At 31.8% G+C, this 14,403-nt stretch carries 16 protein-coding genes; 9 read left to right on the forward strand and 7 right to left on the reverse strand.

The window, feature by feature from the left end; genetic code table 11:
- Positions 1-20 precede the first annotated feature (20 nt).
- The 9 genes from GFJ99_RS06415 to GFJ99_RS06455 all read left to right on the forward strand — a co-directional run bounded on the left by GFJ99_RS06415 (position 21) and on the right by GFJ99_RS06455 (position 8,655).
- Complete coding sequence (locus GFJ99_RS06415) at positions 21-1,622, forward strand: AMP-binding protein (RefSeq protein ID WP_008258382.1); 1,602 nt, start codon at positions 21-23, stop codon at positions 1,620-1,622.
- 38 nt (positions 1,623-1,660) lie between these two features.
- A complete protein-coding gene (locus tag GFJ99_RS06420) occupies positions 1,661-2,086 on the forward strand; it encodes a thioesterase family protein (protein ID WP_153208028.1) in 426 nt (141 codons plus the stop codon).
- 24 nt (positions 2,087-2,110) lie between these two features.
- On the forward strand, positions 2,111-3,091 hold the full coding sequence (locus GFJ99_RS06425) for a carbon-nitrogen hydrolase family protein (protein ID WP_153208029.1): 981 nt from the start codon (positions 2,111-2,113) through the stop codon (positions 3,089-3,091).
- 38 nt (positions 3,092-3,129) lie between these two features.
- Entirely contained in the window at positions 3,130-4,242 is a 1,113-nt protein-coding gene (locus GFJ99_RS06430) for a cupin domain-containing protein (protein WP_153208030.1), read from the forward strand.
- A gap of 16 nt (positions 4,243-4,258) precedes the next feature.
- Positions 4,259-5,434, forward strand: a complete 1,176-nt coding sequence (locus GFJ99_RS06435; RefSeq protein ID WP_153208031.1) for a retropepsin-like aspartic protease — start codon at positions 4,259-4,261, stop codon at positions 5,432-5,434.
- A gap of 6 nt (positions 5,435-5,440) precedes the next feature.
- Complete coding sequence (locus tag GFJ99_RS06440) at positions 5,441-6,349, forward strand: fumarylacetoacetate hydrolase family protein (protein ID WP_153208032.1); 909 nt, start codon at positions 5,441-5,443, stop codon at positions 6,347-6,349.
- Between the two features lie 69 nt (positions 6,350-6,418).
- Positions 6,419-7,165, forward strand: a complete 747-nt coding sequence (locus GFJ99_RS06445) for an Asp/Glu racemase (RefSeq protein ID WP_305069016.1) — start codon at positions 6,419-6,421, stop codon at positions 7,163-7,165.
- Between the two features lie 292 nt (positions 7,166-7,457).
- On the forward strand, positions 7,458-8,360 hold the full coding sequence (locus tag GFJ99_RS06450) for a DnaJ C-terminal domain-containing protein (protein ID WP_008258394.1): 903 nt from the start codon (positions 7,458-7,460) through the stop codon (positions 8,358-8,360).
- 4 nt (positions 8,361-8,364) lie between these two features.
- A complete protein-coding gene (locus GFJ99_RS06455) occupies positions 8,365-8,655 on the forward strand; it encodes a chaperone modulator CbpM (protein ID WP_040471116.1) in 291 nt (96 codons plus the stop codon).
- Between the two features lie 133 nt (positions 8,656-8,788).
- Here GFJ99_RS06455 and GFJ99_RS06460 read toward each other — a convergent pair whose 3' ends face one another.
- The 7 genes from GFJ99_RS06460 to GFJ99_RS06490 all read right to left on the reverse strand — a co-directional run bounded on the left by GFJ99_RS06460 (position 8,789) and on the right by GFJ99_RS06490 (position 14,362).
- Positions 8,789-9,478 carry a Bax inhibitor-1 family protein gene (locus tag GFJ99_RS06460; RefSeq protein WP_153208033.1) on the reverse strand — a complete coding sequence of 230 codons (690 nt, stop codon included), beginning with the start codon at positions 9,476-9,478 and terminating at the stop codon, positions 8,789-8,791.
- A gap of 114 nt (positions 9,479-9,592) precedes the next feature.
- Positions 9,593-10,555 carry a sodium-dependent bicarbonate transport family permease gene (locus tag GFJ99_RS06465; RefSeq protein WP_153208034.1) on the reverse strand — a complete coding sequence of 321 codons (963 nt, stop codon included), beginning with the start codon at positions 10,553-10,555 and terminating at the stop codon, positions 9,593-9,595.
- 18 nt (positions 10,556-10,573) lie between these two features.
- The gene (locus GFJ99_RS06470; protein ID WP_153208035.1) at positions 10,574-11,527 is read right to left on the reverse strand and encodes an L-threonylcarbamoyladenylate synthase; all 954 of its coding nucleotides are present in this window, start codon (positions 11,525-11,527) and stop codon (positions 10,574-10,576) included.
- 3 nt (positions 11,528-11,530) lie between these two features.
- Complete coding sequence (locus GFJ99_RS06475; RefSeq protein ID WP_153208036.1) at positions 11,531-12,385, reverse strand: DUF6671 family protein; 855 nt, start codon at positions 12,383-12,385, stop codon at positions 11,531-11,533.
- Positions 12,375-12,644 carry a hypothetical protein gene (locus GFJ99_RS06480; protein ID WP_008258405.1) on the reverse strand — a complete coding sequence of 90 codons (270 nt, stop codon included), beginning with the start codon at positions 12,642-12,644 and terminating at the stop codon, positions 12,375-12,377. The genes GFJ99_RS06475 and GFJ99_RS06480 overlap by 11 nt, the downstream gene beginning before the upstream one ends.
- Positions 12,631-12,828 (reverse strand): hypothetical protein, encoded by a 198-nt coding sequence (locus GFJ99_RS06485; RefSeq protein WP_008258407.1) that lies wholly within the window; start codon positions 12,826-12,828, stop codon positions 12,631-12,633. Before GFJ99_RS06485 ends, GFJ99_RS06480 begins: the two co-directional genes overlap by 14 nt.
- A 103-nt stretch (positions 12,829-12,931) precedes the next feature.
- Entirely contained in the window at positions 12,932-14,362 is a 1,431-nt protein-coding gene (locus tag GFJ99_RS06490) for an NADP-dependent isocitrate dehydrogenase (RefSeq protein WP_153208037.1), read from the reverse strand.
- Positions 14,363-14,403: the final 41 nt, after the last annotated feature.

Consider the following 14,403-nt stretch of genomic DNA (forward strand, 5'->3'; position numbering starts at 1 on the left):
TTTGCGAGAAACTAATCATTATGAAACATTACCAAGATAATTTCGCTCACAATAGCTTACCAGCTCTGGAATTACAACCAGAGTATACCTTTTTGGATTTACCGCAATTCCAACAACCTGAAATACTGAATTGCGTTGATAAATTGTTAGATAGTCACATTCATAATGGTCGTGGAAATAATAGTTGTATTCGCACGTTTGAGGAAACTTGGACGTATCAAGATTTATTTGAAAAAGCGAATCAAATTGCACATGTTTTGGTGGATGATTTAGGTTTACAATCAGGTAATCGTGTTTTGATTCGTTCTGCTAACAATCCCATGATGGTTGCGTGTTGGTTTGCTATTTTAAAAGCGGGCGGAATTGTAGTAGCTACCATGCCATTGCTTCGTTCTAAAGAATTGACTACGATTATCGATTGTGCCGAAATTTCGCATGTGTTGTGCGATAAAGAATTGGAAGAAGAAATTCATTTGGTAATCCCGAAGTTTCGGGACGATTTTCTAAAACAAACGTGTTTTTATGGGAATTCACAATTGGAGGAATTAATGGCTACTAAACCGAAAACTTTCGACAATTATCATTCGAAATCGGATTCAGTGGCCTTGATTGGCTTCACTTCTGGAACAACGGGTTTACCTAAAATGACAGCACATTATCACAAAGATATTTTGAATATTTGTGAAGCGTTTCCAAACTATTCTTTACAACCAACACAAAACGATATTTTCACAGGAAGTCCGCCATTAGGATTTACATTTGGTTTAGGTGGATTGGTGTTGTTTCCAATGTATTTTGGAGCTTCAACTTTCTTAATCGAAAAACCGAGTCCAGATTTATTGTTAAAAGCGATTCAAGATTTTAAAATTACGATTTGTTTTACCGCACCCACCGCTTGGCGTATTATCACCATAAAAGTTAAAGATTTCGATATTTCTAGCTTAAGAAAATGTGTTTCTGCTGGCGAAACGTTACCATTTAAAGTTTGGCAAGATTGGTACGATGCTACAGGTTTAAAAATATTTGACGGAATCGGTGCTACCGAGATGTTGCATATTTTCATTTCTTCTAACGAAGAGAACATGAAACCTGGCGCTACAGGAAAAGCGATTACGGGTTACGAAGCAAAAATCATAGACAAACAAGGCAACGAAGTACCAAGAAATGAAGCTGGAAGATTAGCGGTTCGTGGAATTACAGGTTGTAAATACCTAAACCGAGAAGAAAAACAACGCGAATACGTAGAAAAAGGTTGGAACATCACAGGCGATATTTTCCGTCAAGATGAAGAAGGTTACTTCTATTTTGTGGCACGTGGTGATGATATGATAATTTCTTCTGGCTATAATATTGCGGCAATTGAAGTAGAATCCGTACTTTTAACCCACGAAGATATTTTGGAATGTGCTGTGGTTGGCTTACCTGATGAAGAACGAGGAATGTTAGTTTGTGCGCATATTGTATTACACGATAATACTAAAGCAACTGATGTAATGAAAAATCGTATTCAACACTGGTTCAAAGAAGTAGCTGCACCCTATAAATATCCAAGAGTGATTAATTTCGTGGATTGTTTGCCAAAAACGGAAACAGGAAAAATACAACGATTTAAGTTAAAATAAGTATTAAGATTTTAGTATTAAGTATCAAGACATATATAATGAGTCAATTCACAAAACAAGAAAAAGTACGTTTCCAACATGTTGATTATGCTGGAATTGTCTTCTATCCCCGATTTTTAGAAATGCTAAATTGTTTAGTAGAAGATTGGTTTGAAGAAGCCTTAGATCGTCCTTTTTCAAAAATGCACGAAACCAATGGTATTCCAACGGTTGATTTAAAAATACAATTCAAAAATGCTGCTAGATTAGGCGAAATCTTAACCAAAAAATTGTGGGTAAAAGAATTAAAAAACTCCTCTATTCTTTGCGGATTTCAGTTTGTAAATGAAGCAGAAAATACCGTTTTAGAAGGCGAAGTTACCTTAGTAAACGTAGCTTTCAACCCAGAAAGAAACGGCATCAAAGCAGAACCTTTTACAGAAGAAATGAAGAATAAAATTTCAGTATTTAGTCTTAATACTTAATACTCAAATCTTAATACAATTATTATGGAATTCAAAAAATTCAAAGCCGCAACCGTTCAAACGTCACCTGTATTTCTAAATGTAGAAAAAACAGTAGATAAAGCCATTTCTTTTATTAAAGAAGCCAGTAATAACGGAGCAAAATTAATCGCTTTTCCAGAAGTATTTATCGCTGGATATCCCTATTGGAATTGGATTATGACGCCAGTTCAAGGGAGTAAATGGTACGAAGAATTATATAAAAATTCGGTTGACGTAGCAGGTCCAGAAATCAAGAAGCTTTGCTTAGCTGCCAAAGACAATGATATTCATATTGTAATGGGAATCAACGAACGTGGCAATAGCTATGGCGAAATTTACAATACCAATTTAATCATCGACAACAAAGGAGTTTTCGTTGGAAAACACAGAAAATTAGTCCCAACATGGGCCGAAAAACTAACTTGGTCTTCAGGTGATGGTTCTTCGTTAAAAGTGTACAATACAGAAATTGGTCCAATCGGCACCTTAGCTTGTGGCGAAAACACCAATACTTTAGCGCGTTTTACGCTACTTTCTCAAGGCGAATTGATTCACATCGCCAATTATATTTCACTTCCAGTAGCGCCACCCGATTACGATATGGCAGAAGCAATTAAAATTCGTGCCGCAGCGCATTCGTTTGAAGGAAAATTGTTTACAATTGTTTCCTGTTCGACTGTTTCGCAAGAAATCAAAGATGCTTTACGTGCTGATGTTCCGAATGTAGATGAATTATTGGATAGAAAAAGTTCTGCTTTTTCAGGATTTATTGGTCCAAATGGAGCTGTAATTGGGCAACCATTAATTGATGAAGAAGGAATGGTGTATGCCGAAATTGATTTAGCAAAATGCATCCAACCCAAACAAATGCACGATATTCTAGGACATTACAATAGATTTGATATTTTCGATTTACGAGTAAACACCGCTCCTACTCGAAAAATTACGTTTATCGATAATCACGAGGAATTTAATAAAAGATAGTATTAAGACTAGAGAATTAAGTATTAAGACAACTTACTATGGAAGAAAATAACTATTCAGACGACCAATACGGAAGAGCTCGTGTGCAAGACTCAGACGAACTAAAAGCCTATTATAAAGAATTAGAAACATTAGGCGCTGGTGCATTATGGACAGTAGCTAATGATATCGAACCTTGGGAACCTCGTTCATCATCTGTTCCAATGCTTTGGAAATACGATACTTTACGGGATTTGGTTTTAAAATCATCAGAATTAGTAACACCTGAACAAGCGGGAAGACGTGTAGTATATTTGGTAAACGACAAACGAAAAGACGTTTCCGCTGCTGTGGGTTGGTTATACACCGGAATTCAAGTTACACGTCCTGGTGAATTTACTTCAGCGCATCGTCATCGTGCTTCTGCCCTACGTTTTATTATGGAAGGTGAAGGTGGTTATACCGTGGTAGATGGTAATAAGATCATGTTGGAAGTAAATGATTTTGTTATTACACCAAACTCTACTTGGCATGAACATGGCGTTAATGAAGGTGGAAAAACCTGCATTTGGCAAGATGGTTTAGATATTCCGTTAGTCAATGCTTTAGAAGCCAATGATTATGCGGTTTATGATGGCAAACAAGAATTGGTAAAACCATTAAACTACTCGCCTATTACTTATGGTTGTGCGGGATTAATTCCTGCAGACAAGACTTGGGATAAACCCTATTCACCTTTGTTCAAATATTCTTGGAAAAATGTGTATCTAGCCTTGTTAGAAGCTCAAAAAGTGAATGAAGTCAATCCATTTGATGGAATTTTCATGCAATATTCCAATCCGTTAACTGGCGGACACGTGATGCAAACGATGGGTGCAGCCATGCAATTATTACCTGCTGGATTTAAAGGAAAAGCACACAAACATACAGGTTCATTTGTATATCAATGTGCAAAAGGAAAAGGATATTCAATTATTAATGGACAGCGCTTCGATTGGAAGGAACGCGATATTTTCTGTGTTCCAAGTTGGGCATGGCACGAACATCATAACTTATCTGAAACTGAAGATGCTTGCTTATTCCAATTTAACGATTTGCCAGTAATTGAAAGTTTAGGTTTATTTCAATCAAGAGAATTGGAAGAGAATAATGGACATCAATTTATTCTGTAATTAAAGTTGAATTTTTATGAGAAGTTTGATAATATATCTGACATTGTTACTACCCTTGTGTTCTTTTACACAAAATATAAATTTTAATCAAGGTTCAGTAAATTCAAAAGACTATTTTGAAGAAATAAAATATGAATTAGTATTTGGAAAAATAATTCTCCCAATTACTATTAATGGACAGAACTATAGATTCATGTTAGATACAGGCGCTCCAAACATATTTTCTAATACTATTTTAAAAGAAAATAATTTAATAATTGGTGACTCTATAAACATAAGTGACGCAAATAATCAAAATGATAGTATGAAATCTGTCATAGTTCCGCAATTAAAAATAGGAAACTTAACTTTTGAAAATCAAGCCGGATTAGTTTATGATTTTGAAAAACACAACCTTTTAAAGTGTTTTGGTATTGATGGAATTATTGGTAGCAATTTATTTCGAATGTCCATATTTAAAATCAATAGTCAAAACAAAACTATTACAATCACCAACAATATTAAACGATTGAAAATTGAAAAAAAACCTATTAAAATGGTTTTAATTAACAATCAACTTTCACCCTATGTTAAACTTAAATTTTTTGGAAAAGATAGAAAGAAAGCTTCAGATATGGTTCTTGTTGATACCGGAATGGATGGACTATATGACATGTCAAAAAGAGCATTCTCTATTTTTGAGAAACTCGATATATTTAGTGTTCTTGCTACTTCAACAGGAATTGGTGATATAGGGATTTTTGGCTCTGGTGTTGCTAGTGAACAAAAATTAGTCCGAGTAGAAACCACCATGCTTAATCATTATGAACTCAAAAACATGGTTCTATCAACTACTAGTGATAATAATTCGAGAATAGGATTAGATTTTTTGAAACATGGTAACTTAACATTTGATTTTATAAATAAGAAATTTTACTTTGAACCAATAAGTAACGTTGAACTAAAGGCAGTACCAAAATTTCAAACTTCTTTACAAAATGATAAAGTTGTTATTGGATTAATTTGGGATGAAAATCTTAAACGAGTAATGAATTCGGGTGATGAAGTAATTAGTATCGACCAAGTAAACATTTCTGAAATGTCGTTGTGCAATTATTTATCTCATAAAAAGAATTGGAAAAATAAATCAAATTACTCGTTAACAATAAAAAATAAAGAAAACAAAATAACTACTATTGCAATAGAAAATTAATATTAAATGAAACTACTTACCTACAAAACACAAGACACAGATGCACGTTTAGGCTTTATTCATAACAACCAAGTTATTGATATGCAATATTTTGGAGATATATCCAATTTTCCTTTGCCAAACGATATGTTGGAATTAATTGATATGGGATTTGAAATCATTGCTGAAATTACAGAACTAATTTCAGAAACTCCTGAGAATTTCTTTGAAGAAATCGCTTGTGAGATGAATGAAGTTACGATTTTAGCACCCATCGAAAAACCAAGAAAAAATATCATCGGAATAGGTTTAAATTATACCGAACACGTTGCAGAAAGCGCTCGTACATTAGATACAACAGGAAAGCTTCCTCAAAAACCAATTATCTTTTCTAAACCACCAACAACCGTTACGGCTACTAATACAGAAATCATTAAAAATACTAAGTTAACAGAACAATTGGATTGGGAAGTTGAGTTAGCTGTAATTATCTCAAAGAAAGGCAAATACGTTGCTAAATCTGAAGCATTAGATTATGTTTTTGGTTATACCGTAATTAACGATATTTCGGCACGTGATTGTCGCAGAGAAGGACAATGGATTGTATCTAAAGGACAAGATACTTTTGCTCCAATGGGACCATATTTAGTAACAAAAGACGAAATCGAAAATCCGCATAACCTAAATTTATCTTTAACAGTAAATGGTGTTGAAAAACAAAATTCAAATACCAAATTTTTGCTATTCAACATCAACGATTTAATTGAAGATTTAAGCACCGTTTTCACATTAGAAGCTGGCGACATCATTGCAACTGGAACTCCTGCAGGCGTTGGAGCCGGAAGAAATCCTCAAGAATGGATGTACGATGGAGATGTAGTTGAAGCAACTGTAGAAGGAATAGGAACGATTGTGAATACAATTAAAGAAATATAATAAAAGTATTCAGTCGCAGTTTTCAGTTTTCAGACTGCTAACTGTGACTGAGACTGTAAACTTATGAAAATGAAATACAGAATTGGCCAAATAGTTCCATCATCAAACGTAACGATGGAAACCGAAATACCAGCAATTTTTCGTTCAAGAGAAACGATACTTCCGGAACGTTTTACGTTTCACAGCAGTAGAATGCGAATGAAAAAAGTAACCAAAGAAGAACTCGAAGCTATGGATGCGATGAGTTTAAAATGTGCTCAAGAACTTTCTGATGCTCATGTAGACGTTATGGGATATGCGTGTTTAGTAGCGATTATGAGTATGGGGCGTGGTTATCATTGTGTTTCAGAAGTAAATTTACACCAAGAAACGGTGGCGAACGACTTCCCTACTCCTATTGTAACATCTGCTGGAGCATTAATTAACGGATTAAAAGTATTAGGAGCGAAAACGGTTTCCATAATAACTCCATATATGCGCCCATTAACTGATAAAGTCGTAGATTATATTGAACATCAAGGCATTAAAGTAAAAGAAAGTATTGCTTTAGAAATTCCAGATAATTTAGAAGTGGCAGCTCAAAATCCAATGAATTTATTGGAAATCTACAAACAATTAGATTTAACAGGTGTAGATGTTTTAGTAGCATCAGCTTGTGTTCAAATGCCATCGTTAGAAGCAATTGATTTAATTCAGGCAGAATGTGGCATTCCGGTAACTTCAGCAGCTGTTTGTACCACATACGAAATGATGAAAAAATTAGGAATTGAAGCAAAATCAGCAATTGGTGGTGAATTATTGAGCGGTAAATATTAATGAAGTCACTTCAATATAAAATACTGTTCTTTTTATTTATAGTCATTGGCATCTCCTTATTACGACTATTTGGATTGTATTTTGTATTCATAATTCCAATATTAATTGGTTTGTATATCATTGTAATAAAATGCTCCAAATGAAATGGATTAAATTTTTATGAATCTAATCCATTTCATTATAATACTCTTATTTTCAAAGAAATAAACGATTTAAAGTCACAACCCTTTTAAATTCCGTAAATTTACATAAACACTCTAAGATTATTTAAAGTGTTTAATTCACAATTCTTATGGAATTTATAGACTATTACAAAGTTCTTGGCGTTACAAAAAGTGCAACTAATGATGAAATAAAAAAAGCCTACAGAAAACAAGCTAGAAAATTACATCCAGACATCAACCCAAACGATAAAGAAGCACAAGCCAAGTTTCAGCAACTTAATGAAGCTAATGAAGTACTGAGTAATCCTGAAAAAAGAAAGAAATACGATACGTATGGAAAAGATTGGGAAAATGGTGAAGCGTATGAAAAACAGAAACAACAACAAAGTTATTCCAACTCGGCTGCTCAACAATCCTATTCTGGTGGAAATTATCAAGAAGAAGACTTTTCAGATTTTTTCTCCTCTATGTTTGGTAATCAATCTGGAAATAGACAAAGAGCACAAGTAAAATACCGCGGACAAGATATTCAAGCGCAATTGCAAATTAGCATCAATGAAGCTTATACAGCACATAAAAAAGAATTTACGGTAAACGGAAAAAACATTCGAATTACTATTCCTGCAGGAATTGAAGATCAACAAACCATAAAAATCAGCGGTTTTGGCGGAACTGGAGTTAATAATGGCCCAAATGGTGATTTATTCATTACTTTTTCAATACTAAATACAACTTTATTTAAAAGAGTTGGAAATGATTTATTCTTACATCATGATTTAAATTTATACACTGCTGTACTGGGTGGAGAAGTTACAATTACTGATTTTAATAACACTAAATTAAAACTAAAAGTAACCGCTGGGACTCAAAACGGTACAAAAGTTCGATTAAAAGGAAAAGGTTTCCCAATCTATAAAAAGGATAATGAATTTGGTGATTTGTATGTAATATTTACGATTCCCATTCCAACCAATCTTTCTGAAAAAGAAACTGAATTATTCAATGAATTATCAAAAGCTACTAAAAACTAACATTATGGAAACATCTGATTTAATTGTTGTAGATCTATTTTGCAAAGAATCTCAAATCGAAATTAACTTTATTCATGATTTAGAAGCGTTTGGTTTGATTGAAATTACGGCTCAAAACGAAAATAAATATTTAAATAAAAATCAATTGGGCACTCTTGAAAAAATAATTCGATTACACAACGATTTAAAAATAAATAAAGAAGGTATTGATATTATTCTAAATCTACAAGATAAAGAAAATCAATTACTTACTGAGATTAATTACTTGAAAAATAGGTTGAGTTTGTACGAGTAAATATTAAAAATATTTTTTTTAAATTAAATTCATTTTACTCCAAATTAATTACGAATGTCTTTTTAACTATCTATTATAAAAAAGCCCTGAAATATAGTATTTCAGGGCTTTTGATTTATTTAAAAACCTTTTTTTATTTTCTACTCATTAATATTCTTAAAATATACCAGAATAATAACATAATTGAAGCAAACAATTGTAATGAAGCTCCAACGTATTGATCTGTACTAAAATTATCTTTAATTTGACTAGTTTGATATAAAATACTAGCAGAAGCTAATACAACCATACCAACAGAAAACCATAATCCTAAATTAAAACCAAAAATAGCACCTACAACAATTACTCCTAACGCAACAAAACCTCCTATTGTAATTGCAGTTCTTAAAAAAGAGAAATCGGTTTTTGTCATAAATACAACCGCTGTTAATCCAGAAAACATGAATAAGGTAATAATTGCCGCTTGCATAATCATTTCGCTACCCGAATAAATAACCGCAATGGCTATCATTGGTAAAAAAATTATAGCCTCTAATAAAACATATAATCCTAAACCTAAATATTGTTTGTCTCTATCAGGATGAAAAACCAATCGGTCTGATAATGTTGATCCCAACCAAAATAATCCCAATATAAACAACCATACAAATTTACCACCCATCATCATTAAAATCCAATCTATTGGTACAATCTTCAATAAAATAGATTCTACTAACATAAAGGCTAAAATAGCATAAGCGACATGACTGTACGTCTTTTTAAAAAATGTAGCTCTTTCACTATCAGTAGCATAAGATACAATTACATTATTTTCTGAATTCATATAATTTAATTTTAAAGTTTATCGAATTTATGATTTTCTATCGAATTATAAAAATAAATTACGTTTTCTGAATTTTTAATTTTTAAGTGTTTTTAAATCAATTAATTACATTCATTAACAATTCTGAACAATAAAAAAATACAAAGGCATACCAATGGTTATGTTTACAGGAAAAGTTACGGCAAGTGCCATTGGTAAAAACAATCCTGGATTGGCTTTTGGAACGGTAATTTTCATGGCTGCAGGAACTGCAATATAGGATGCACTAGCTGCTAATATTGAGAAAATAAAACGATTTGAAACATCATCTGTTATATAACCACTTAACCAAGCAAACAAACTTCCATTCACTAACGGTATTAAGAATGCAAATGCAAAGGGAAACCATCCGTGGTCAAAGAAAGATTTTAATTTTTTACCACTTGTTATTCCCATGTCTAATAAAAATATAGCTAAAAATCCTTTAAATAAATCGTTAGTAAATGGCTGAATTCCTTCTGCTTGTTTATCACTAGCTAAAAACCCAATTATCAAACTACCTAAGATTAATAATACACTTCCATTTGTAAATGAGTGACGTAAAATTTCCGATTTATTAAACTTACTTGATTTTTCTTTATTGAAAAGTGTAATTAATACTAAACCAACAATAATAGCTGGCGATTCCATTAAGGCCATAATAGCAACCATATAGCCATGAATTGAAATTTGTTGCGATTCTAAATACGATACTGCAGTTACAAAAGTTACTGCACTAATAGAACCATAGGCAGCAGCAATTGCACCAGCATCAAAAACATTTAACTTACGTTTTAATACAAAAAATGTATATAAAGGAATTATTATAGCGATTGAAATTCCAAAAAGCATACACCATAAAATTTCGCTTGTAATCGTTTCATGAGATAATTCTTGTCCGCCTTTAAAACCAATAGCAAAAAGTAAATAAAGCGATATAAATTTTGAAGAATTTTGAGGAATCTCTAAATCACTTTTTAAATAGACTGCAACTATTCCTAAAATGAAATACAATAATGCCGGATTTGTTAAATTTTCGAGTAATAAATTAAAATTCATATTTGTTAGTTTGTGTTATTAATTTTTAGAGGCTCTTTCTAAGCGATCATTAATTGTTATTCCTAATCCATATTCTGGAAATCGTTCTGCTATTATTAAATCTAAGTTTAGTTTATCTAATTCGTGTAGCGCTTCATATAAATTTGCTGCAGCTTCATTTAAATTACTATCTTTTGAGAGAACAAACTGGTTTTTTAGTTCAAAATTAGGTTGGATAGTATTAAATAAAAGCAAACCAACTTTTTTATCCTGAAACCAATCAATTTCACTTTGAAGATTACGAGTTAAAATAAATTCTGTTTTTGGAGAATAATGTTTTAAAAACATTCCAGGAGCTTTAGGATTTTTTTTATTTTTATTGATAATTGTTACCGGACCAACAACCTTTTCTATAGCTTCTAATGAAAGTGCTCCAAGACGATAAACAATTACTTTATTAGATTCAAAGCCAACAATGGTAGACTCTACTCCTGCCGTACATGTTCCTCCGTCTAAAACCATGTCAATTTCATTTTCAAAATATTGAGCCACATGTTCTGCTTTGGTAGGGCTAATTCGTGTAAATGGATTTGCACTTGGAGCCACTAAAGGAAAATCCAATTGGTGTAACAACTCTAAAGCAACAGGGTGATTTGGAATTCTAACTGCAACAGTGTCTAAATTTGCAGTTACTAAGTTAGAAATTGTAGGTTGCTTTTTTAGAAGTAAAGTTAATGGACCTGGCCAAAATGCATTAGCTAATAAATGGGCTTTTTCTGGAATTTCAGTGGCAACGGTGTCTAAAACATCAAATGATTTTATATGAACAATAAGTGGATTAAAAGAAGGTCGTTTTTTAACTTCATATATTTTTTTAATAGCTACATCGCTAAAAGCATTACCTGCTAATCCGTAAACTGTTTCAGTAGGAAAACCTATAATTTGATCCTTGTTTAAAAGAGCAACTGCTTGGTCTAAATTAGTACTTATCATATTTTATGGGTTACAAAAATCGCAATACATTGGATCTTCAATAGATTTACCATTCGGATACATTTTTTCTGTTTCATAATTACACTTTTGGCAATTATACACATGAGCAGAAACAGATCGTGTAGGCATAGAACAAGAACTACATAATAAACCGGCTTTGGCTTTAACCACTCCAAAGCCGGGTAAATGGCAACTTGGACAAAAAGAATTAATTTTATTGATTAACTTTAAACTAACTTCTTTTATTATTTTCATTCGAGTCGGATTATACATTGCTCGCATATCCGTTTCTACATAGCATGAATTTTTATTTTCTGTAAAATCTTCAAAACACTTTTCAATTGTTTCTTTACAGGTAATTCCTTTTTTAATTTTATTCCAATCTTGTTTTTTATCTTTTATTATAACACCATGCGATGGAAATTGTATCTTTTCTAAAAATGCAAATAACATTTCTTTTGAATGAATTTCTTGTGCATCAAAGTTTGTATCTAAACTTATAACGCGTTCTATAATTTCAATTTCATTTTTTTTGTCTAATAAAAGGATTAGTTCTTCATTTGCAGGTGCAAAAAAAACAGCTGGATGATTTCCGAAAGAACCTTCTGTGGCAATTGCTAAATCATACCCTTCAAGTTCCATGGCTTGTAAACATTTCTGTTTCAAGGTTTCAAGAGCATCATATTTACGAGAAATTTCACCACTAAATGTGCCTAACAAATCAGTATCAAACTCTTTAGAAACAAAGCAATTAACGCCCAATTCTTTTTCAAATAAAGGAGCAATTACTTGCTCCTTTTTATGCTTGGTTACAATTAATAAATCTCTATTTTTAAAGAAATTTTGACTAATCTTCATATTCAATTTCTATAAAAGACTTAATAATTAACTTTTTATTTGTTGCTTTAGCTTCATTTAATATCTCACAAATAGAAGACTTACTTTCGTTTAAAGAATCAATTCTTTTAAGCGCATTTGTATCGTCTTTTCCAAATCGAATTTGAGAACTAAAGTTTTGTACTTGATTAAAATTTAGGTTTTTATTACACAAATCCATTAAAATTTCTCTTGCTTCAAAAGAATTAAAATGTCCGTCGATTAAATTAATTTTTTTCATGGTTTCCATAAATAGTATCTGTAAAATTGTAAATTAAACGAATCATTGTAAGCATCACTAATATTGCTAAACCAGAATAAAGTCCATTATAAATTATATCTGTCGTATCTATAATTTTAAATAATAATATTACTTCTATTATAGTACAAACCACTAATATTATTTGAATACTAAATTTCTTCATCGTAATGGTACTTAATTAAATACTGGGGCAAAGTTGCGGATTATAAATCATTTGTTTTTATTTATATTTGTAATCATATGTATAAAAATATTTTATGATTTTTTTATTGCCCTTGTCCCATTGAATACGCTTTAGTTCCGTCAAATTGATACAAATTTTCAGTTTTAATGACATCGATACCTAATTCTATTGCATCTCCTAAAAGATTTACAATTAATCCTTTAGATATTGGAGCATTAGATTGAAATCTACAACGCCAATGATCGGTACAAAAAGTTTCTGAAAATCCATTTGGCCATACTTTTACACCTCTATTAGATATCATTACTAAAGAAATATCATCTTTAATTAGTTGATTTAGTCGATTTGCTAACAAATTAGCATCGGTTCCTGTCCAATGAACAAATAAATCAACACCTAATAATTCTTTATTTGCAGCTGGTTTTCTTGTATATGCAGGTAACTTAATAACAGAATTTTGTGGAGGAGTTACCGCTTTTAAAATCTTAGGTTGCTGCAAAAAGTTAGCAATAACAGCATTTGCAAAATCAGAAGTACTCGAATTTATTTTGCTATTTTCGATATTAAAAATATCGGCGGTATGAATTCCATCTTCTAAAGTTTTAAGCCACGCATTTTGAATCATTGTAGCATTTTCTGAAAAACCTAAATGATATAACATTGCAATAGCAGCTTGAAGTAAGCCAGATGGATTAGCAATGTTTTTACCAGCAATATCAGGAGCAGATCCATGAATTGCTTCAAACATAGAACATTCATTTCCTATATTCACGGAACCTGCCAATCCTACTGAGCCCGCAATTTGTGCTGCTACATCTGAAATAATATCACCATATAAATTTGAGGTTACAATAACATCAAATTTTTCAGGATGATCTGCTAAATAAGCCGTTCCAATATCGATAATCATATGGTTAGATTCAATTTCTGGATATTCCATGGCAATCTCTTTGAATACCTGATGAAACAATCCGTCTGTTTGCTTCATAATATTGTCTTTACTAAAACAAGTAACTTTTTTTCTACCGTAATTTTTAGCATATTCAAAAGCGTAGCGAATAATTTTTTCACAACCTGGTCGGCTAATCAATTTTAAGCACTGAACTACTTCATCAGTTTGTTGGTGTTCTATTCCTGCATACAAATCTTCTTCATTTTCTCTAACAATTACAACATCTAATTTAGGAAAGTTTGTTGCTACAAAAGGATGAAGAGCAAGGCATGGTCTTATGTTAGCATACAAACCTAAAGCTTTTCTCATGGTTACATTTAAACTTTTATAACCTCCACCTTGAGGAGTTGTTATAGGAGCTTTTAGTAACACTTTATTTCTTCGAATAACATCCCAACTTGAATCGGAAATTCCAGATGAATTCCCAGCTAAATAGACTTTTTCACCTATTTCAATTTCTTCAAAATCAATTGGCGTATTAGCTGCTTTAATAATCTTAATAACAGCATTCATAATTTCTGGACCAATTCCGTCTCCTTTTGCAATGGTTACTTTTTTCATGATTTTAATATTTTTTACAAATTTCTAACCTTTATTCCATA

Source organism: Flavobacterium sp. LMO6, assembly GCF_009495795.1.
GTDB lineage: Bacteria > Bacteroidota > Bacteroidia > Flavobacteriales > Flavobacteriaceae > Flavobacterium.

What these genes read in the sequence shown, in the direction of transcription:
- GFJ99_RS06440 (WP_153208032.1), top strand. Translation starts at nt 5,441, where the DNA reads ATGAAACTACTTACCTACAAAACACAAGACACAGATGCACGTTTAGGC.
- GFJ99_RS06430 (WP_153208030.1), top strand. Translation starts at nt 3,130, where the DNA reads ATGGAAGAAAATAACTATTCAGACGACCAATACGGAAGAGCTCGTGTG.
- GFJ99_RS06455 (WP_040471116.1), top strand. Translation starts at nt 8,365, where the DNA reads ATGGAAACATCTGATTTAATTGTTGTAGATCTATTTTGCAAAGAATCT.
- GFJ99_RS06470 (WP_153208035.1), bottom strand. Translation starts at nt 11,527, where the DNA reads ATGATAAGTACTAATTTAGACCAAGCAGTTGCTCTTTTAAACAAGGAT.
- GFJ99_RS06480 (WP_008258405.1), bottom strand. Translation starts at nt 12,644, where the DNA reads ATGAAAAAAATTAATTTAATCGACGGACATTTTAATTCTTTTGAAGCA.
- GFJ99_RS06485 (WP_008258407.1), bottom strand. Translation starts at nt 12,828, where the DNA reads ATGAAGAAATTTAGTATTCAAATAATATTAGTGGTTTGTACTATAATA.
- GFJ99_RS06450 (WP_008258394.1), top strand. Translation starts at nt 7,458, where the DNA reads ATGGAATTTATAGACTATTACAAAGTTCTTGGCGTTACAAAAAGTGCA.
- GFJ99_RS06420 (WP_153208028.1), top strand. Translation starts at nt 1,661, where the DNA reads ATGAGTCAATTCACAAAACAAGAAAAAGTACGTTTCCAACATGTTGAT.
- GFJ99_RS06475 (WP_153208036.1), bottom strand. Translation starts at nt 12,385, where the DNA reads ATGAAGATTAGTCAAAATTTCTTTAAAAATAGAGATTTATTAATTGTA.
- GFJ99_RS06460 (WP_153208033.1), bottom strand. Translation starts at nt 9,478, where the DNA reads ATGAATTCAGAAAATAATGTAATTGTATCTTATGCTACTGATAGTGAA.
- GFJ99_RS06415 (WP_008258382.1), top strand. Translation starts at nt 21, where the DNA reads ATGAAACATTACCAAGATAATTTCGCTCACAATAGCTTACCAGCTCTG.
- GFJ99_RS06425 (WP_153208029.1), top strand. Translation starts at nt 2,111, where the DNA reads ATGGAATTCAAAAAATTCAAAGCCGCAACCGTTCAAACGTCACCTGTA.
- GFJ99_RS06445 (WP_305069016.1), top strand. Translation starts at nt 6,419, where the DNA reads ATGAAATACAGAATTGGCCAAATAGTTCCATCATCAAACGTAACGATG.
- GFJ99_RS06490 (WP_153208037.1), bottom strand. Translation starts at nt 14,362, where the DNA reads ATGAAAAAAGTAACCATTGCAAAAGGAGACGGAATTGGTCCAGAAATT.
- GFJ99_RS06465 (WP_153208034.1), bottom strand. Translation starts at nt 10,555, where the DNA reads ATGAATTTTAATTTATTACTCGAAAATTTAACAAATCCGGCATTATTG.
- GFJ99_RS06435 (WP_153208031.1), top strand. Translation starts at nt 4,259, where the DNA reads ATGAGAAGTTTGATAATATATCTGACATTGTTACTACCCTTGTGTTCT.